At 54.4% G+C, this 17,777-nt stretch carries 19 protein-coding genes and 1 pseudogene; 11 read left to right on the forward strand and 9 right to left on the reverse strand.

What is annotated here, in order from left to right:
* Positions 1–26: 26 nt before the first annotated feature.
* Positions 27–434: a PilZ domain-containing protein gene (locus ACH3PB_RS09230; protein ID WP_416399168.1), complete on the forward strand. Its 408-nt coding sequence runs from the start codon at positions 27–29 to the stop codon at positions 432–434.
* Positions 435–460: 26 nt separating this feature from the next.
* Here the strand turns inward: ACH3PB_RS09230 and ACH3PB_RS09235 are convergent, their stop codons facing one another.
* Together ACH3PB_RS09235 and ACH3PB_RS09240 are read right to left on the reverse strand one after the other, a co-directional pair.
* Positions 461–1,660, reverse strand: a complete 1,200-nt coding sequence (locus ACH3PB_RS09235; protein ID WP_416399169.1) for an iron-containing alcohol dehydrogenase — start codon at positions 1,658–1,660, stop codon at positions 461–463.
* 18 nt (positions 1,661–1,678) lie between these two features.
* Positions 1,679–2,272, reverse strand: a complete 594-nt coding sequence (locus tag ACH3PB_RS09240; RefSeq protein ID WP_416399170.1) for an SCP2 sterol-binding domain-containing protein — start codon at positions 2,270–2,272, stop codon at positions 1,679–1,681.
* A gap of 404 nt (positions 2,273–2,676) precedes the next feature.
* On the opposite strand from ACH3PB_RS09240, the gene ACH3PB_RS09245 reads away from it, so the two are divergent.
* The 5 genes from ACH3PB_RS09245 (at position 2,677) to ACH3PB_RS09265 (ending at position 6,426) form a co-directional block, all read left to right on the forward strand.
* Positions 2,677–3,072 (forward strand): hypothetical protein, encoded by a 396-nt coding sequence (locus ACH3PB_RS09245; protein WP_416399172.1) that lies wholly within the window; start codon positions 2,677–2,679, stop codon positions 3,070–3,072.
* 307 nt (positions 3,073–3,379) lie between these two features.
* Positions 3,380–3,964, forward strand: a complete 585-nt coding sequence (locus ACH3PB_RS09250; RefSeq protein WP_416399173.1) for a DUF6933 domain-containing protein — start codon at positions 3,380–3,382, stop codon at positions 3,962–3,964.
* A 142-nt stretch (positions 3,965–4,106) separates the two neighbouring features.
* Complete coding sequence (locus ACH3PB_RS09255) at positions 4,107–4,880, forward strand: type IV toxin-antitoxin system AbiEi family antitoxin domain-containing protein (protein ID WP_416399174.1); 774 nt, start codon at positions 4,107–4,109, stop codon at positions 4,878–4,880.
* A 7-nt stretch (positions 4,881–4,887) separates the two neighbouring features.
* Complete coding sequence (locus ACH3PB_RS09260; RefSeq protein ID WP_416399175.1) at positions 4,888–5,820, forward strand: nucleotidyl transferase AbiEii/AbiGii toxin family protein; 933 nt, start codon at positions 4,888–4,890, stop codon at positions 5,818–5,820.
* 207 nt (positions 5,821–6,027) lie between these two features.
* Complete coding sequence (locus ACH3PB_RS09265; RefSeq protein ID WP_416399176.1) at positions 6,028–6,426, forward strand: type I restriction endonuclease; 399 nt, start codon at positions 6,028–6,030, stop codon at positions 6,424–6,426.
* Between the two features lie 331 nt (positions 6,427–6,757).
* Here the strand turns inward: ACH3PB_RS09265 and ACH3PB_RS09270 are convergent, their stop codons facing one another.
* On the reverse strand, positions 6,758–7,135 hold the full coding sequence (locus ACH3PB_RS09270; RefSeq protein WP_416399177.1) for a DUF805 domain-containing protein: 378 nt from the start codon (positions 7,133–7,135) through the stop codon (positions 6,758–6,760).
* 217 nt (positions 7,136–7,352) lie between these two features.
* On the opposite strand from ACH3PB_RS09270, the gene ACH3PB_RS09275 reads away from it, so the two are divergent.
* The 3 genes and pseudogenes from ACH3PB_RS09275 to ACH3PB_RS09285 form a co-directional block, all read left to right on the forward strand.
* Complete coding sequence (locus ACH3PB_RS09275) at positions 7,353–7,733, forward strand: glutaredoxin family protein (protein WP_416399178.1); 381 nt, start codon at positions 7,353–7,355, stop codon at positions 7,731–7,733.
* Between the two features lie 142 nt (positions 7,734–7,875).
* Positions 7,876–8,568, forward strand: a complete 693-nt coding sequence (locus ACH3PB_RS09280) for a zinc metallopeptidase (RefSeq protein WP_416399179.1) — start codon at positions 7,876–7,878, stop codon at positions 8,566–8,568.
* Between the two features lie 135 nt (positions 8,569–8,703).
* Positions 8,704–8,754: pseudogene (locus ACH3PB_RS09285) on the forward strand (hypothetical protein); the annotation flags it as partial.
* A gap of 69 nt (positions 8,755–8,823) precedes the next feature.
* Here ACH3PB_RS09285 and ACH3PB_RS09290 read toward each other — a convergent pair.
* The 3 genes from ACH3PB_RS09290 to ACH3PB_RS09300 all read right to left on the reverse strand — a co-directional run bounded on the left by ACH3PB_RS09290 (position 8,824) and on the right by ACH3PB_RS09300 (position 13,629).
* Positions 8,824–9,816 carry an endonuclease/exonuclease/phosphatase family protein gene (locus ACH3PB_RS09290; protein ID WP_416399180.1) on the reverse strand — a complete coding sequence of 331 codons (993 nt, stop codon included), beginning with the start codon at positions 9,814–9,816 and terminating at the stop codon, positions 8,824–8,826.
* A 174-nt stretch (positions 9,817–9,990) separates the two neighbouring features.
* Positions 9,991–12,321 (reverse strand): AI-2E family transporter, encoded by a 2,331-nt coding sequence (locus ACH3PB_RS09295; RefSeq protein ID WP_416399181.1) that lies wholly within the window; start codon positions 12,319–12,321, stop codon positions 9,991–9,993.
* 54 nt (positions 12,322–12,375) lie between these two features.
* Positions 12,376–13,629 (reverse strand): DUF2254 domain-containing protein, encoded by a 1,254-nt coding sequence (locus tag ACH3PB_RS09300; RefSeq protein ID WP_416399182.1) that lies wholly within the window; start codon positions 13,627–13,629, stop codon positions 12,376–12,378.
* 318 nt (positions 13,630–13,947) lie between these two features.
* Between ACH3PB_RS09300 and ACH3PB_RS09305 the strand changes: the two genes are divergently transcribed.
* The gene (locus tag ACH3PB_RS09305; RefSeq protein WP_416399183.1) at positions 13,948–14,751 is read left to right on the forward strand and encodes a transglutaminase-like domain-containing protein; all 804 of its coding nucleotides are present in this window, start codon (positions 13,948–13,950) and stop codon (positions 14,749–14,751) included.
* 50 nt (positions 14,752–14,801) lie between these two features.
* On the opposite strand, the gene ACH3PB_RS09310 is transcribed toward ACH3PB_RS09305, so the two are convergent.
* Both ACH3PB_RS09310 and ACH3PB_RS09315 read right to left on the reverse strand, forming a co-directional pair.
* Positions 14,802–15,278, reverse strand: coding sequence for a regulatory protein RecX (locus ACH3PB_RS09310; protein ID WP_416399184.1), 477 nt, complete (start codon positions 15,276–15,278; stop codon positions 14,802–14,804).
* Positions 15,275–15,796 carry a gamma-glutamylcyclotransferase family protein gene (locus ACH3PB_RS09315; RefSeq protein ID WP_416399185.1) on the reverse strand — a complete coding sequence of 174 codons (522 nt, stop codon included), beginning with the start codon at positions 15,794–15,796 and terminating at the stop codon, positions 15,275–15,277. Before ACH3PB_RS09315 ends, ACH3PB_RS09310 begins: the two co-directional genes overlap by 4 nt.
* Before the next feature lie 187 nt (positions 15,797–15,983).
* On the opposite strand from ACH3PB_RS09315, the gene ACH3PB_RS09320 reads away from it, so the two are divergent.
* Entirely contained in the window at positions 15,984–16,934 is a 951-nt protein-coding gene (locus tag ACH3PB_RS09320; protein WP_416399186.1) for a class II glutamine amidotransferase, read from the forward strand.
* A gap of 58 nt (positions 16,935–16,992) precedes the next feature.
* Here the strand turns inward: ACH3PB_RS09320 and ACH3PB_RS09325 are convergent, their stop codons facing one another.
* The gene (locus ACH3PB_RS09325) at positions 16,993–17,334 is read right to left on the reverse strand and encodes a PBPRA1643 family SWIM/SEC-C metal-binding motif protein (protein WP_416399187.1); all 342 of its coding nucleotides are present in this window, start codon (positions 17,332–17,334) and stop codon (positions 16,993–16,995) included.
* Between the last annotated feature and the right edge of the window lie 443 nt (positions 17,335–17,777).

Raw genomic sequence — 17,777 nt, forward strand, 5'->3', positions numbered from 1 at the left:
CAGATGAATTCAGATTGGACGGTGTTTTGGATAACGACGACGATGACTTCGAGGCATTACTCGGAAAGGACAAAGAGTCCCAGGATAATCATGATGACCTGGATTTCGATGACGAAGATTTCGCTGCGGCCGCGCGAAGCAAGGAGCTTCGGCAACATCAACGCATCAAAGCCTCGTTCAGGGTAGAGGTCGTGCACCCGTCGACGGGCACGATGGTGACGCAGACACGGGATATCTCAGAGTCAGGCGCGTTCATCAAGCTCAGGAACGAGCTGCTTTCGCACAAGAACGTGGAAATCCAGTTGCGGGTGCTTGGCTTGCCATCCGGGCCCGGTGAACTGGTCACCGGTCGGGTCGTGCGGGTTGAGGAGGAAGGTCTGGGCGTCCTCTTCGTACAGGTTGACAGCGACGGCGCTGCCAACGACGACTACTGAAGGCTGCCCTGCCTAAGGGGCATGGCCTAATAAGCGCGCTCGAGTAGCTTGAGCAGGTCTTCGTAATCCGCTTCTACCGGATTGAAGATGATGCTGCCGTCATCCAGCGCCAATTCGGCAATTCTCTTCAGCTGCGAGCGCTCGACCTTGCCGGTTTCAGAGAGCGTTCGGGGTAGTGAGCACAGCGCATAGAGTTCGTCGCGAAGGCCACGAATCTCTGCAATGGCGGCCTCAGGTCGCTCCTCCTTTGGTGTAGCGGCGTACACTTCCGGACCTGCGAGGTACAACAGCAGTTCACCGATCACGTCCCGTCCCTGCCCTTGCTCAAGGTTGTACTCGAGCGCAAAAGGCAAAAAGATACTCATGCACATGCCATGCGGCAGATGCGCAACCGAACCGGTGGCGTGACCAAGCGAATGCACCAGCCCGACCATTGAATTGGAAAAGGCTATCCCCGCCATCGTAGACGCCTGCGCCAGCTTCAGTCGCAACTGCTTGTCCTTCGGTGTCTGCAGTGTGGCAATCAGATTTTCGCTGATCAGCTTGATAGCGGCACTGGCATAGGCATCACTTAATGGATTCTTTCCAAGACAGGTGAACGCTTCGATCGAATGCGTCATGGCATCCATGGCCGTCGCGGCTGTGATGTGCGGCGGCAGGGTCAGCGTCATGCGCGGGTCGATGATGGCGGCATTGGGCAGCAGAAATGGCGAGCTGAACGGCAGCTTTACGCCTTTGGCCAGATCCGCAATAACGGCGACCGAGGTGACTTCTGAGCCTGTCCCCGCAGTGGTTGGGACGACGAAGAAAGGCTTCAACGGATGCTTGAGAATGCCCGCGCCAGAGAATTTCGCCAGGTTGTCACTCTCCTCAGACACCAGGATATTTACCGCCTTGGCAGTATCGATCACCGAACCGCCACCGACGGCTACCAGCGAGTCCGCGGCCAGTTTGCGATACTGGGCAACGATCGCCGCAACAGTCTCGACTGACGAATCGGGCGGCACATCGTCACAGGTGCCGACGAACTCCATTTGCGCGCTGTCCATCGCGGCGTGGATATAGTCAGTCAGACCAGCACCGACCACGCCCTTGTCGGTAATGAGCAGTGGACGCTTACAGCCGATGGAAGAGAGTTCGAATGCCAGATGTTCCAGCGCTGCCTCGCCAGCGATTGTTTTGACAGGACAGAAAAACTCGTAGTAACCCTTGTTTGCAGACTTCATGGTTTGTTCCTGTAAAAATCAATGCTTGCCGAGAGGCAGTGCAGGTGAAAGATCGCTCATGGTGGATTTGAGATGATTGAGCTGGTCGCCGATAAAGGCGGTGGTGGCGCCGGCGTAGACTTTCAAAGCCATCGGCACTTTCGTAGTGAACGGCAGTCGATCTACCCGCTTTACCGCGAGCTGAGCTACCACATCTGGAAGAATGATGCTTTCGAGCCGGTTCAGGACCCGCACCATACGCACGGCGTAAGACACATCGCCGTCCACGATCATACGATCATTCGCGAAGGCCTGGCTGGTGCTTTCCTGAAAGGAAAGCATACGGAAAGCCAGTTCGATGTGCTTGATGCTGATGGTGAGATCAGGCTCGGCCTGGGCCTTGGCGCCAAGATAGCGCAGGCTGCCGTCGCCATCTTTCATGACCATAAGCGCTGGCTGACCAGTCCCGACCCTCATGCAGAAGATGAACCCGTTCGGTAGCCCTGCCACCTCGCTTTGCACCAGTGCATCCTGCTGGGACAGCGCCTGCAGCGCCCGTCCCACTGTTTCCATCATGATGGTGACGTATAGTTTCTTGCCGGTAAAAGCGAGTTGTAGGCCCTGTTTTCGCATCGACTGCTTCCGTTGTGACTGCTTGATGCGACGAATTAGAGCAAAAACTCTAAAATTATACAAGGGCGAATGATTCGGAGCTGTTGTAAGTACCAGCGTTGGATGAGATCCGGTCTCAAGTTACTGGAGATATGGGTTGAGCCAGAGCGCGGTGCAAGAGAATATCCATGAGTGGAACGAAATTGCGCTGCGCACACAGCCCGGAACTGAAAGCGAAGGTCGGCCTTGGCCCAGAGCTTCTTTACTTGCAAGCGAGGGCCCAAGCCAGCGGCAACCTCGCAGCCAATAGTTTCATAGATTTTCGCGTGGCGAAGCAGTTTCCTGGGCCGCACGTCGTAGCACTGAGTACGCAGAATAGCTATCATCACATTTCAATTGACTGGAACTTTAGGAAGATATCAAGGATGAACACTATTTCGCCGAGCGCAGAAGCTGCAGCCAGCGTCGTACTCCTCCTTCAGATCCTCGCCTATGCAGTCATGCTCTATCCAGTAGCGTACCTGGTAGGCATGGTCGCAGGCCCCTCCCTTGGTCAGAACATAACGTGGCTAATATCCATAGTCGCTGCATTTGTCGTATCAAGAGTCATGTTCGATCCAACGAAGTCTTCGACACTGGTTCGCCGAGCACTAGGCTTTGTGATTACCCCATTCGCGAGTCATCTCTCCAGCGTATCATCCCGTACCGTCCAAGTGGAGTGTGCTGTGCTGACACTGGTCGGCTTCGGTGGTGTAACTGGCGCCCTGTATACAATGACCCTTCTGGCTAGTTTTAATGGTCTTATGGTTCGGTATTCCTGAACCTCTCACTATGCTCGAGACGGACTTGAGAGTCTTATTAAAGCGGCAAGCTGACGCTTCGACTGTCGCTGCTTTGTTTTCGAGACAGACGAACAACAAACGAGAGAAAGCGACGTCAGCCGATCTCCGCAACACCCTCCTCCCCAAACTCCTATCCGACCAACTGCGGATTGCTGAAGCCGGACACCAGCGCGAGTTTATGCCAAGAGAGAAACTAAACTTCTCAGCATGACGATTGACCGAAAATGAACTTGATACGAATATCACCTGAGTGATTTGTCGCTCTGAAAGGTGACCCGAGCAACTGATGATCCACCTACACTGCACCCAGAAACTCTTCGCCAAGCTGCCGGTAAATGACATTGGCCGGCTGCCGAAGACGAGAGCCCGCCCCGGCGCAGCTAACGATCCGGGCGAAAGCCCGCTAAGCGGCTGGCACGCCAATCTGATTACGCTCCAGCGCCGCAACTGTGTGTTGTTCGTGCACGAAAAAACACGCTTTCCAGTAGTGATTACCTGCCTGACCAAACCAGATTTCGCCGAGTTTGATTATTTCTTTCAGGACGGGTTGATGAACACCCTGCTCAAGGGTGGCGCGAATCAAGCTCAGCTTGACGCCGCCGCCCGCGCCCTCGCGCCACTTCAGTGCGATGCGCTACGCGATCGCTCAGTGCAGGGTACGCTCAATCAGATGAAGCAGGATGTGGAGCATCTTCTCTGGCACGACCAACTTTCGATTGCCGATCTCGGCCCGTACAGCACTGGCGTCTGGCTTGCTAATCGGCCCTGTGGCATCAAGGGTGGCAAGGACTATATTTGGCCGCTGAAGGCAATGCTGGCGCTACTGGACCAAAAGAGGTTTTCACCCCCGCTGCCTACACCCGACTTGTGATGCGCGACCCGCCGGACCTACTTACCGGCAACGCTCAGAAGGTTTATCTTATATAGAAAACTAACACCTTAAGGGTTACTATTTATGCCAGAGTAAACCCAATGTTTAACAAATACCGTTTACTAACACCCAAGGCGTGACTATGTCCTCCAAAATAAACTGGCTGATGAAACATACCTTACCGGGCTCACTGGTGTTACAACCCTGGTTAACGCGGCACGACATAGGCTATTCACTGACCCAGAAATATGTTGCCAGCGGCTGGCTGAGCAAGCTTGCTCCTGGAGTATATGTACGCCCACAAGCCGGCACCACCCCTGCGCCAAACTGGGCGGATGCTCTCCAGGCGCTAACTGAACAGCTAAATTTACCTGTACACCTGGCCGGCTTGAGCAGTCTGGCGCAGCAGGGTCTCAGCCATTATTTATCACTTGGGCAGGAAGCGGTTTGGGTCGGTGTGGGAAATAGACAGTCTCTTCCCAAATGGTTTCGTGAACTCCCGGGGCAGACATGGCGCTACTGCGGCAATTACAAACTGACCGACCTCAAAGCAGATGATTTCACCCTGCTGACGGTCGATGGACGAAAAGTCGAAGCCAGTAAACCGGAGCTGGCTGCCTATGAAGTAGCGGATGCCGTTGGCGACTTCATCACCTTTGAACACGCGGCGGAGCTGTTCCAGGGGCTGGTCAACTTAAGCCCGCGGAAGGTTCAAGCGTTACTTGAGCGCAGCCGCGCGGTGCAAACCAATCGCGTGTTTCTGTTCCTGAGCCACCAATGTGGGCATCAATGGGTCAAACGCCTCGACGAATCCAAGGTGACGCTGGGTGCCGGAAAGCGCCAGGTAGTGCCTAACGGGCGCTACGATGAGCGTTATCAGATAACCGTACCCAGTTCCTTGGCGACAAGCGAGTAAGCCAGATATGGATAAGTCCTCGATCTATTATCGGCAGGTCTCTCTGCTGCTCAGATTGTTACCTATAGTTGCCGAGCAGACCGTTTTCGCGCTGAAAGGCGGCACTGCTATCAACCTGTTCATACGCAATTTCCCTCGTCTGTCTGTGGACATCGATCTCGCCTACCTACCGCTGGAGCCACGGGATGCTGCCTTGCTGCATGCTCGCGCTGCCCTACAACAAATAGTTGCCAGGACGAAGGCGCAGCCGATGTTGAACGCATCACTCCACGACAATAAACTGGATGAGCTCAGGGTGATCGTTAGTAGTGGCGACGCGGTAGTCAAGATCGAGGTATCACCCGTAGCCAGGGGCACACTACATGAGCCAATAACCCTTTCCGTGGTGACGGCTGTTGAGGAAGAATTTGGTTATGCCGAGATTGCTGTGGTGAGCCTTCCGGATCTTTATGGCGGCAAATTATGCGCCGCACTGGACCGCCAGCACCCCCGAGACCTGTTTGATGTGTATATGCTGCTGCGCCACGAAGGCATCACTCGGGAGATCTTCACCGGATTCCTCACCTATGCTCTCGGGCATCCACGTCCCATTCACGAACTCATGGCCCCGCGCTGGAAAGCGCTGACCGAAAGCTACCAGGACGAGTTCGCAGGCATGACCAATACGGCTGTCACGCAGGCGCAGCTTGAACAGACCCGAACCGACATGGCAGCTGCCCTGCAGATGCACTTCACCGAGCGTGATCGGAACTTTTTACTCTCGTTCAAGCGCGGCACACCTGACTGGAATTTGTTTGATGAGCCCGCAGCAGCCCAGTTACCCGCTGTGCGTTGGAAGCTGATGAATATTGAAAAACTGGCAACCAATGCAGTTCGGCACCAACAGCAGATCGCCCTGCTCGAATCGGTGTCAGACCAATGGCTGTCAGGTGATCATTAGCTCCAGCATTCGGCCGCTGAAGGCAATACTGGCACTATTGGACAAAATGGCCTGATGTGGTGGAATGAGGGAGTACCGAACGAGTTGCAACGAAGCCAGTCTGGAACAAGCGATCATCGCGCTGCTCGCGCAGCAAGGCTATCCGCATTTCGCCGGCGACAGCCTGCAGCGCGGCACTAACAGCGAGGTACTGCTGAAAGACGATCTATGTCAGTTTTTCTGGCCGCGCAATATGCTGGCGACAACATCACTGCCGGCGAGACCGAATCCGTCATTCAGCAGCTGGACAGCCTGCCGGAGCAGCGGGTGCCGCTCGAGGGTGAAGTAGAAACGCTGGTGCTCGAACCTGCTGCCGCCTACGACACCGGCAATATCTTTCGGCTGGTCAATCAGCTGGTTGTCGAAGGCACTGAGAAGCGCATTCCTGACGCCATCCTGTATATAAACGGGCTGCCGCTGGTGGTGTTCGAGCTTAAGAGTGCGGTGCGCGAAAACGCGACCATTCCGTCTGCCACCGAATCGTGGCCTAAACTCGGGCGTGCTGGTCGAACTGCTCACCATAGGCGACGGCAACGCGACGCTGCCGCCGATAGAACTAGTGACTGACTAGCATAAGTTCCGCCCGCTGAGGCCCTGTAAATAGCGACTCCAGATGCCCTCGGCCGAATGCCCTCCCCAGAAATTAGCGCCATGTTCACCAGACGAATTCTTCCGCATGCCCTCGTTGCAACCGGTACTTTAATCCCCCATAAGAAACACCCACCGACTCGCTGGCAAAGACAAACCTACAAGCTACGTAATCCAGTCCGCGCCGACAAGGCGTCGCCTATTATCGGGCGCTGTATTGAAACGAGCATGGTTGCGAACAGGGAGGTGTCTAGTAAACTTGTGGCGATTCAATTTGGACTGCCCCCGCTTCCTCTGCCAGATCTTGCAATCATTTTGAGGCTGCGAGGTGTCTAAGAAACTGGTAGCGACTCAAACTTCGGACGGGGCCGTAGGCATTGTCGCCTTCGCTATCTAGGACCAAAAAAACGAGCAGGATTATTGGGCCGATGAAAGGCAGAATAGTGATCAACTGCCACCATCCGCTACGTCCAATATCGTGCAGACGACGACAGGTAATACTGAAATAGGGCACTAGCGAAAAGAAGAAAAACGCCATTGCTAACCCGAATATGCCCAGCAATTCATCCAGGCCCGCCAGCACGGCAAAGGTAATATAGAAAAACAGGGTGAACAGCCAGTATTCCTTTCTACGGGCCCGACCAGAGAAATCAGCGTACTTTCTGTACGCACCGATGAAATAGTCCATTATTTCGACCTCTTTGCTGAATGATGGATGGCGATTGAGCCTCCGGTAGATGAGGTTGAATTGTAATTATTTCCGATTGGCAGGTCTGTAGCCTGGTTCTAAAAGATTGCAGTCGAACAGAGAGAGTGTTTTCACGTACCTGTCCGTCAGTTGTTATGAGAGCAATAAGGCGAATTGATCGGATTGTTTGGCCTGACAAGGATGCGGAGTACAAGGCATGGAAACAAAGAATAAAGTAATTATGGCGCTCGTTTGTCTGATCATCGCTCTGAACTGGGAGCGTTTGGTCGAGGACGGCAGGAAACTTCAGGCTGCACAATCGAACAGCCCTGAAGTCATGCTCTACTCCACGGCATGGTGCGGCTACTGCGACGAGACACGCGCGATCCTGCGCGAGAACAAGACTGCTTTCACAGAATTCGATATTGAAGAGTCCGATGAAGCCATGACCCGCTTCCAAGCCCTGGGTGGACGAGGCGTGCCCCTGCTCATCATTGGTAACGAGACAATTGAGGGCTTCGACGAGCCTCGTCTGCTAAAGCTGATAGCAGCATCTTCGAATGGCGGGACCCAACGCCCAGGTAGTGCTGCAAAATAAAGCCTAGTGGGATGAGAGGCCGTTCAGCCCCCTTTTATGCAAACCTGCTAGACTTTTAAAGTCTGCTCAAGAGCTTTTCAAACGGCTATGTGCCGCTCTCGTCGAAGACTTCGTGAAAGCGCTTGTGCAAGGATAAAGAGACATGCTGTTTGTTCTCGTCATCGTTCTCGTTCTGCTACTGATTTATGGGCCGCATCTGTGGATTCGTCACGTTATGGCCAGGCATGGCGGAACGCTGGATGAGCTGCCTGGTACGGGTGGCGAGCTGGCGCGACATCTCATTGAGCGCTTCGATCTCGGCGATGTCGAGGTCGAGCCAACAAGCGGCGGTGATCACTACGATTCAGCCGCCCGCAAGGTACGTCTGTCCCCTGACATCATGAATGGCCGCTCGTTGACGGCGGTAGCTGTGGCGGCCCATGAGGTTGGCCACGCCATTCAGTACCATCGGCAGGAACGGATCACCCACCTGCGCCAGCGCTACTCCCCACTCGCAATGACGATCCAGAAGATTGCGATAGGCATCCTGCTTGCTGCACCCTTACTCGCCGCCGTTTTTCACGTGCCCCAGATTGCCTTGGTCACTGTGCTGGCCGGCATATTAGCGATGCTGGCCTCTGCGCTCATCCAGATGATCATCCTGCCGATGGAATGGGATGCAAGCTTCAACAAGGCACTTCCTATCCTGATTGAGGGTGAGTACATCTCGCAGAGTCAGTATGCCGCTGCCAGAAGTGTACTGCGAGCCGCCGCACTGACCTATGTCGCCGCTGCCCTTGTGGACATGCTACGCCTTGGGCGATGGCTGGCAATATTAAGGGCTGCTATCCGCTAGACAACGTTTACCAAACCATCAGAGTACGAACATGAAAATACGCGCTTCCCTGCAATCTGCTGCCGAGCGAATAGAGCCATGGTCGTTGCGACCCGTCGGGCATGGCGACCGCTGTGGCTCATCGGCAGTACATTGATGGCCGCTGTGGTGCTGAAACTCTCTACTGTAGATATGTCTGGTACGGGCACAGTTTCCAGAATCGTCGCTTTTCTGGGGGTAGGCATTTTGCTGTTGGTGGTGGGCTATCGAAGGGTTTCAGTTTTCGGGTTTCGGAACACTGTTGGCGTCCGCGGACTGATCTTCAGCAATCTCATCGGCCCATTCGTGATCGTCCTGGTCGGCCTGCAAACCTTTTTGGTCTTTGCCTGCTTGCGGATTGAATAGAAGCTCGGTGAGTAGCGGAAAATGATCAGAGCCTATCGAGGGCAGCCGCTTGATAGATGTGACTGTGAAATGAGCGCTGTGAAAAAGATGGTCCAGAGGCCATCTGAGAAACGGATAACTCGCATGGAATGTGTTGTACATCCCACGCCCAACTCGGGGGTCTAACAGACCGCTCAACTTCCGAAACAGCCGCGTTGTGGCAGACCATGCCACATCGTTGAGGTCTCCAGTGACGATCACCGGATCATTGCTGCTTTGTATACTGCGCGCAACGATCACTAACTCTGCATCGCGCTCGGCTGACTCAGGGTTCTCGGTCGGACTGGGTGGCGCAGGGTGAAGGAAGTGGACACGTACCCTATCGCCAGAGGGCAGTATGATCTGCGCATGCATGGACGGGATGTCGTCTTCTATCAGAAATGATATCTCGGTTTTTTCCAGCTCGAGGCGAGAGTAGACGTGCATGCCGTACAGGTTATCGAGCGGACACTTCAAGCTATAGGGCATTTCAGTTTCCAGGATATCCAGCCTCGCTTGCCACCAGAGATCCGACTCCAGAGTGACAAGTACATCAGGCGAATGTTCTCTTACCAGCGCAACCAATTTATCTGCCTCACGATTTGGCGTGAGCACATTTGCTGTAAGGATTCTCAACCGACAATCAGGCTGAACAGTGATGGTCGACTTCACTTCGGGAGACCACAGACGGGTGTAGGGCAGGATCCACCATAGCTGCCATATTAGACAGAGGGCTGCGACACCCACAGACAGCCATGTAGCGGCATGACTCAGGTCAGATACGAGAAGCTGGGCAACTACCAGCCCTGCAGCACAAACAGCAAGTTGAACTCTTGGGAAGTCCATTCCACGGACGAACCAGTGTGGATGTCGCCATAGTGGAAGAAGGCTCGCTATAAGTATCAGACCAGTCGAAATATGTAGCAGTATCATCTGGCGAACCCTGTGAGAGTGGAATCAATACGATGTATTCGGCTTAATTGTCTTAGCTGTCGAAAGTGGAATCGGCGGGAGAAAAAGTCACGCCACGCACTTAACTTCATCGAGGGACTCCGTCAGAAGCTCAGCAAGTGCCGTTAGAAAGGCAAGCTCCTGCTCGCTCACGTTACGCGGCTTGGTATCGATTACGCACAGGCTTCCCACCGCCAGGCCGGCTTTGCTGCGCAGAGGAACTCCGGCGTAGAACCTGATGCCTCGGCTTTTCAGGAAAGCGTTATTACTAAACCTTTTGTCTAGTGCGATGTCTTCAACCACCAGAGGACTGTTCTGTGCAACAACATGTCCGCAAACCGATGTATCACGGGGTGACTCGCGCGCCAAAGCAAGATCTTCAGGCAGGCCGGTCTGCGCCTTCCAGAACTGACGTTCCGAGTCGATGATCGAGACGAGCGAAATTGGAACATTGAAGGCTTTAGCGAGTGCTCGAGTTACGCTATCAAACAGCTCATTCGGGTCTTTGCTCACGAGATTCAGATTGTAGACTTCCTGTAGACGCTCTGGTTCATTGCTTGGAATAGGCGCCGAGACCATCGAGTCATTCTCAGATGGGCTCACTAGAGATTGTATCTGGGTCACGGCGGCCTGGAAGCTGGTGACCACTTGTGCTTCGGTGTTCTTGCTCAATCGTTTTTGCAGGTTGTAGCTCTCAGCCGTTGGGCTCCAGATTCCAATAATACATTTCACGCCTGGGCAAGCTGCGCTGATACGACGATATAGCTGGCGGGCGGGGATGAACGCTGCCGGTGGAACAGCCGAGATACAAACCACTTCAAACGGTTGCTGCATGACCCGTTCGGCGCACACTGCGGTAAGATCTGTCGCGGCGTGGATTCTGACCTGGATGCCTACTGAGACAAGTACGGCGGCAAGTGTCTTCGCTGCCAGCTCATCCATGTCGTCTTTGGCAGGCACGATGAGGACACGAACGGCGCCCTCCAGCAGGCTCAATTCTGGCCTGTCGTTTTTGACCAGATCTTCGAAAAGCTCTGGGACGTTCTGAAGAATGAAGGTCTGCCTAATTTCAGCCAATCCCCCGGCATGCCTATCCGCCTCAGCCGCATTTAAAGCCGGTATCAACGCCTGGTCACAGTACTCGGTCAGTGAGTGTTCTTTGACGAAATCCTGTGAAAGCAACAACATTTCGTTGTAGTCCATTGCCAGCATCCGCTGATAAAGGCGTTCAAACGGCTGCAATGCAGGCACGCTTCCCAGCAGAACACTGAAGAAATTCAAACTGGGCACATAGTTGCCAAGAACAACCAGACAAACCGTCAGGGGCGTGGACAAAAAGAGCCCGACGGGCCCCCATAGCCATGTCCAGAATACAGCCGCAACCATCAAGGCGAAATTGGATATGCCTGTGCTTACCCCGTAAAGCCAAGGCTCAATGATGTTGTTGCTTACAAGTTCCAGGGTCAGAAACAGCCCAAGCGTCATAAAGAGCATCGACCAGCCAGGATCGATTGCAAATGCCAAGGCTAGTGGGAATACAGCAGCAATCCATGGACCTAGATAGGGTATGAATCGGAGGAGTATAGCCAGAAAGCCCCATAACATAGCGTTAGGCACACCAATCAGATGCAGGCCGATGCCGATAGGAATACCGTAGAGTGCGTTGACGAGCAGCTGCATCGTCAAATAGCGCGAAATCCGCTTTGCTGCGTCATCGATAGCTTCGGTCGCGACGTTGAGCCCGGCTCCGCTAATGATGCGCACGAAGCGTTCGCGGAGGTCTTCCCGCTGGAAAAGCATTGCGATAACGAAGATGCCAACCAGACCGGTAGTTCCCAGAGGGCCAACGAGGGGCCCTATGACCTGCGCGGCTGACTCGACAACACCGCTGCTTTCCGGCTGAAGCTGAACCGTCACTGGTGCTGGAACAGGTTCTGCCACTTCAGCGCCAGTGTCGGCTTGACGCCCCGGCAAGTCTGGCAAGTCACCACCATCCAGCTCCTTACGAAGCTTTGATACCAATTCGCCGGCTCGGGATAGCGGGCCCTCTGCATTGTGCGAATCATTGAGCTGCCGAATTTTGCTTCTGAGCGTTTGCTCATACCGAGGGAGCTCATCTGCGAGACTGACCACCTGCACACTTATGGTCCAGGCGATCGCCGCGATTGCGAGGAAGGCAATTACAACGGTCGCGATGATTGCCACAACTCGCGGCAAGCCAATCCGCTGCAACTTCAGGACGAGAGGCGCCAGCAAGAAGGTGAGCATTACTGCCATTGCCACAGGCAGGATGACCACCTTGGCGAAATAAAGCACGGCCACTACAGCGATGAGTCCGAACAAGGTCAAAAGCCCTTCCCGGTCGGACATGCTCGACTGACTACCCATTGAATCCTTCAAGGCGCGCCCCTCTTTATTGATGTTGTTCTTATGGACTTAGGTGGGTGAGGCAGACTAAGTAATAGTCCCGCTTGCTGCGCGTACAGCGTGCAGGTCCTCTGGCAGAGACAGAGCGGCCTCTGATCGAGCCAGTGCTAGTCGAGATTGTCTCTCTGCTGCGCTACGCATGGCCTCATTGCCGACACTGGCTAGCGCAATCAAGGCCTTTTGAAGGCGGACCCCAACTTCTACTGTACCAGCCCCGTCGCGCGCCAATGCCTTGAAGGCATCGTCGAAGAGATCGTGTTCATCTAATTCAGGCACCTCAACCCTATCATGAAGGAGGGGCATTCTTTCGTCGGTGTCCACCGGTCTGTTCCATTGAACGAAGATTCGTACAAAAGCATTGATGATGTCTATTGCAGTACCGGGGTCATTAACTGCAGGCGAAAGTGCGCGACTTGCTATCTCTGAAAGCACTATCAATCCAAACCTCGGATCTTCCTGGAAAGTTCGATTGTTAGCGATTTTGAAGCACTCTGAGATACGTTGCCGATCGATACGGACCGCCTGCGCGGCTTTTGAAATAACAAATACGAGAGGACGACCTGGTAACAAATAAGTCCCTGGTAAAGACGCAACCCGAAAACGCACATCAAGCTCCTCTGCATAAGCTTGCAACAGCGACATTTCGATTCGTTGCACATAGCCTACTTCATCCGAGGATACTGGCTCCCCCGCTCCACCCGTAGCGTCTACTTTCGCGCCACCAAGAGTGGGTGCCCTCCGCCGAGCGACTACTGCTTTTGTGACCGCGTCTTCAGCCTTCTCGATTGTTGTCCCTAGCCGTCCAAGCCGGGCGATCCGGTCCACCCACCCCACAAAGGTGAGAATGACGGCAGCAAAGGTAAGGAGTGTGAGGCAGAACAGCACAAATCGGCCGCCCTTGTCGTAGAGACCGCTTAACAGAGCAATAAGGGAAACCAGGCTGAAGATAAATGAACCGACGAAACTTGAAAGTGCATTCTGTGAGACGTCGTCCGCTATGACTAACGAAAAGCTGCGCGGCGTTGCCGATCCGCTAGCGGAGGCATACGACGACACCATCGATCCAACTGCAAAGGTGGCAATCACGAGCATGCTTGCAGCTATGATCTTGAGCAGCGTTTCTATGGTTTCTACAGAGATTGCCGGAACGAGTTCTGCTATATCAGTGTAATCTCCAAGCTTGGCCAGAAAGACCAAGCCGATCGAAAACAGGCACATAATCAGGGGACGCAACCACAGCTGCTCCCTTAGACGGGCTAAAAAAAACTTAAGGCGTTCCATATGTATCGTCTCTGTTTGCGGATTCCGGGTGAGGCAGAGCCCGTCAGCGCACGCTCGCGCCGGTTTACCCGCAGTTACCCCTGACGGCCTCCAGCATTATATTTCGCCTACAGGATATGGATCAGTAGTAGTTCAGGCTTCCCATTTCTCATACTCAGTTATTGGAAGCGGAATAGCTACGGTTATAGGTCGCTTGCTGCCTATTTGCCCGTATCAGATACGATACATCGCGGAAAGCTGGCAGAGAACGACCAATCGTCGGCAGGGTGTAATATTTCAAACTGAGCGCAGTGGCTATTTCACTATCAAGGGCTGGTTATGCAGATTCAAATAGGCTTCACACTGATTTATGAGTGCCCCCAACCTACACCCATGATCCTGATGCTGAGCGTGCATAGCAGCCGATCTCACGACATGGTGGTGCCAGACGAACTCAAGTCCAATCCCAGTGTGCCATTCAGGAACTATATCGATAATTTCGGTAACTGGTGTACCCGCTTAGTGGCGCCTGCTGGTGAACTGGTGCTCACAGCGGACGGCGTGTTCAGCGACAGCGGAGAGATTGATCCCCAGACACCTGCAGCTCAGCAACATCCGGTTCAAGATCTGCCGGACGATGTGTTGACTTATCTAACCGGGAGTCGTTACTGCGAGACCGATCTACTGTCCGAAACCGCGTGGCAGCTTTTCGGTGGCACGCCCGCGGGCTGGTACCGCGTTCAGGCCATTTGCGATTTCGTACACGACCACATTCGATTCGACTATCAACGAACCAGACCGACAATGACCGCGAAAGATGTCTATAGCGAACGCACTGGCGTCTGCAGGGACTTCACTCATTTAGCCATCGCGTTCTGCCGTTGCCTCAATATTCCTGCCCGATATTGCAGCGGCTATCTCAGCGATGTCGGGCTGCCACCACCATACCCGCCTCAAGATTTCGCTGCCTGGTTCGAGGTTTATCTCAACGGCAGCTGGCATACATTTGATGTGCGAAACAACTCACCCCGGCGGGGACGAATTCTCATGACGCGGGGACGGGACGCCGGAGACGTTCCGCTGAGCACTACATTTGGCCCGAATACACTTAAACTGTTCGAGGTGCGCTGCGAGCCATATTAAGACGGCCCCACCTCTTCAACATCGACAGTCGCATCTGAGTACCCTGCTTCCTAAATGCTTGGACTCGTCAGGGCATACCTGATCTGGTCCATCGTAAAGCCGCGATTCGCCAGAAACCGTGCCTGCTTCTGCCGTTCCTCGTGGCTCGTCGCCGGAGACTTGAACTTCCTCCTCAGCGTGTTCGCCGCGTTCTCACGCCAGATCTCGTCATCAGTGATGAGATGTTCGTCGATCAGCGCCCGATCGACGCCTTTCTGCATCAACTTCGATGCCACCTTCATCGGCCCATCTGAGCCCTTTTCCACGGCCATTCGCACATAAGACCGGGTCATGCGCTCGTCCGATAGATAATTGCTTTCGAGCAGCTCGCTGATGCATGCATCGACCAGATCCCTGTCCACGCATCGGCCAGAGAGCTTTGTCAGCATGCGCGCCTGGGAGTACTCACGATTGGACAACAACCACAGCGCGTAGGACTTCAATTCTGCAAGGCTTTCAAGAGGCTTGGGCTCCTTGCGTGCCTTCAAGGCGCATCACCTGCAGGCATGGCCTGTTCCAGTTGTGTGATCAGCTCATGATTAAGCGTACGCCGCTCGACGAGGGGATCGTCGCTGGACGGAACTTTGCGTATTGCGTCGATGTAGTCAACAGGGAAACTGTGATATTCGCAGCCCAGCAACACCAGCCGTTTGTACCAGTGATGTGGGACCAGTGAATCATCGACAGCCTCTGACGAGGCGATATAGGTCCAGCACGGCCCGAAACCGCTGACGTCCACGATAGCTCTATCGTAGCCTCGCCCTAAGCCTTCGATCAGATCGAGCACTGGTTGATCTTCAACATCAATGGCATAGACAGCCACATGCGTATGCTCCGCCGCTTCGACGAGACTGCACTTGGCCGAACCGTCCAGTCCACGCTTGTGAAAGCGCACGCCCATGCCATCGACGAGGCCAGTGCCAATCAGCCTGGCGGTTTCTACACGCGTGCAGAGCCGGTGTGGGTGTAAGTTACTGCCGTAGGCGGCATAGAACATGTCCGACATCGTTGTTGGGTCTCCAGATGATTGTGTACTCAAAGCCATTTGGGATAACTACGATCGACTCAAGTCTACGTAATCATTCAATGCTGACTGCTGGCGGAGTCGATATTGCCGCTGCTGTAGCAATGAGCGGCAGGTTATCCTGCCACAATGACGCAAGCCTGTATCACAGGCCAGATAAGGATAAGTTATGTGCCGTGTTCTTGCCTATGTTGGGCCAGAGTTACCCCTTGCAAGTCTTCTGCTCGAACCTGAAAACAGCCTGATCAACCAGTCGCTCGATCCTGAGCGTCATCCGCACCTCCAACTCGCCGGTTGGGGCTTTGCTGCTTATGGCGAGCACATGTGCAAACCCGAAACGCCGCTGATCTATCGACGCCCCACAGCGGCCTTCCACGACGATAACGTTCCAGGGATCGTTCCCAGCCTGCAGGCCAGCACCATGCTGGCTCATGTCAGAGCAGCAGCCTATGACTCGAAAACCGTTCTCGCGGATGAAAACTGCCACCCGTTTTCCTTCACCGGCACGCCGTGGATCATTGCGCAGAACGGCAACCTGGCAAACTGGCAGCTGCTGCAGAGAGAACTCCTCAAGCACTGCAAGGACAAGTTCCTCAAGCAGATGAAAGGCACCACCGATACGGAGTTCCTGTATGTGCTGCTGCTCTCCTTGCTCAAGGGCAATAGCGACGATGAGGTGCAGGAGGGCTTCGAGACGATGCTCAAGCTGATCGTCCAGGCGATGAAAACACTTGAGCTCGGCGCGCTCAACAAGCTCAAAATCGCGCTGGTCGCACCCAACCGCATCATCGGCGTCAACTGCGGCACCGGCCACAAGGGCGAGCTCGAGGTAGAGGGAGACTGGAAGGCACTGCGCAAGTCCGACCCGGACTCAGATGATTACGCGCTGTCGATGCTGCTGGAGCCGATGTATCTGCTGACAGGCCGCAACTACCTGAAGCACAAGAAGTCCTATGAGGTCGATGCATGCCCTGATGCTGAAGCGACGTCTGCCATATTTGCCTCAGAAGCGCTGACTGAAAAGCACGAGGAATGGATGCGTATCGAGTTTGGGGAACTGGTAGCCATCGAGAGGCAGGGTGAGACGATCACGAAGCGCGTGAAGCAGATGAACCTGTAGCTCTAGACGGAGAGGCGCCGGCTATCTGCGCTGCAGTCAGCCGGACAATTGCTGCGAGCTACCCGCAGCACTTCTTGAACTTCTTGCCGCTCCCGCACGGGCATAGCTCATTGCGGGCTGGTGGTGCGGTCACTTTCACGGTGTTGCCCTTGTTCAGCATGGCCGTCAATTCCTTTATGGATTCCACGGCCCCCTCACTGCTATCTACCGTGACATCAACGAACACCTGGGCCTTGGCCGCCATGGCTTCGACTTCCTGCTTGCGGACTTCACTCGTCACAACCAGCGCGAGTGGATATTTCTCACTGCCTGGCCTCAAACCAGCTTTAGCCTTATAGCCGAACTCGGTGTGGTGCTGGCGGGCGTCCTGCCGCCCCTTGAAGAAGAACTTGTCTGACATATTGAACCCTGAGAATGGAGGAAGATCTGCGTCGTTTATTCTAGCTGACTCGCGGCCGCAGGTAGTACATATTCGCGCCACCTGAACGGTCAGTGCCAGCTCAATGATGGTGGGCTGGTGTGTGGCAGACCGTGAGCATTAGTCCGTAGCGGTCCACCAGGTCCGCAGCGTTCATTTCTCGGTTTAACACAAGAGAATCGAACACTTCTTTACTCACCAGTGCGGTAGTGACAAATATCGCGCACGCTGTAGAACAACATTCATACATATCCTTACCACGCTTTTTTACTCCGTCAGGCAGAATGCGTGCACCTCACTTTACGCCTGCATGGCTCGGAATATCGCATGACATACCCCCCATCTAACAGGAAGAACGATCTCAATACGCTTTCGTTCAGACACTTGCCGCTGCAGTTGACGATAGCCGCTGCGATGACCGTTTC

Source organism: Allohahella sp. A8, from assembly GCF_047946665.1.
Classification (GTDB): Bacteria; Pseudomonadota; Gammaproteobacteria; order Pseudomonadales; family Oleiphilaceae; genus Allohahella.

Excerpts from the sequence above, each read along its gene's own strand:
- ACH3PB_RS09235 (WP_416399169.1), bottom strand. The coding sequence starts at position 1,660 with ATGAAGTCTGCAAACAAGGGTTACTACGAGTTTTTCTGTCCTGTCAAA.
- ACH3PB_RS09240 (WP_416399170.1), bottom strand. The coding sequence starts at position 2,272 with ATGCGAAAACAGGGCCTACAACTCGCTTTTACCGGCAAGAAACTATAC.
- ACH3PB_RS09245 (WP_416399172.1), top strand. The coding sequence starts at position 2,677 with ATGAACACTATTTCGCCGAGCGCAGAAGCTGCAGCCAGCGTCGTACTC.
- ACH3PB_RS09250 (WP_416399173.1), top strand. The coding sequence starts at position 3,380 with ATGATCCACCTACACTGCACCCAGAAACTCTTCGCCAAGCTGCCGGTA.
- ACH3PB_RS09255 (WP_416399174.1), top strand. The coding sequence starts at position 4,107 with ATGTCCTCCAAAATAAACTGGCTGATGAAACATACCTTACCGGGCTCA.
- ACH3PB_RS09260 (WP_416399175.1), top strand. The coding sequence starts at position 4,888 with ATGGATAAGTCCTCGATCTATTATCGGCAGGTCTCTCTGCTGCTCAGA.
- ACH3PB_RS09265 (WP_416399176.1), top strand. The coding sequence starts at position 6,028 with ATGTCAGTTTTTCTGGCCGCGCAATATGCTGGCGACAACATCACTGCC.
- ACH3PB_RS09270 (WP_416399177.1), bottom strand. The coding sequence starts at position 7,135 with ATGGACTATTTCATCGGTGCGTACAGAAAGTACGCTGATTTCTCTGGT.
- ACH3PB_RS09275 (WP_416399178.1), top strand. The coding sequence starts at position 7,353 with ATGGAAACAAAGAATAAAGTAATTATGGCGCTCGTTTGTCTGATCATC.
- ACH3PB_RS09280 (WP_416399179.1), top strand. The coding sequence starts at position 7,876 with ATGCTGTTTGTTCTCGTCATCGTTCTCGTTCTGCTACTGATTTATGGG.
- ACH3PB_RS09290 (WP_416399180.1), bottom strand. The coding sequence starts at position 9,816 with ATGGACTTCCCAAGAGTTCAACTTGCTGTTTGTGCTGCAGGGCTGGTA.
- ACH3PB_RS09300 (WP_416399182.1), bottom strand. The coding sequence starts at position 13,629 with ATGGAACGCCTTAAGTTTTTTTTAGCCCGTCTAAGGGAGCAGCTGTGG.
- ACH3PB_RS09305 (WP_416399183.1), top strand. The coding sequence starts at position 13,948 with ATGCAGATTCAAATAGGCTTCACACTGATTTATGAGTGCCCCCAACCT.
- ACH3PB_RS09315 (WP_416399185.1), bottom strand. The coding sequence starts at position 15,796 with ATGTCGGACATGTTCTATGCCGCCTACGGCAGTAACTTACACCCACAC.
- ACH3PB_RS09320 (WP_416399186.1), top strand. The coding sequence starts at position 15,984 with ATGTGCCGTGTTCTTGCCTATGTTGGGCCAGAGTTACCCCTTGCAAGT.
- ACH3PB_RS09325 (WP_416399187.1), bottom strand. The coding sequence starts at position 17,334 with ATGTCAGACAAGTTCTTCTTCAAGGGGCGGCAGGACGCCCGCCAGCAC.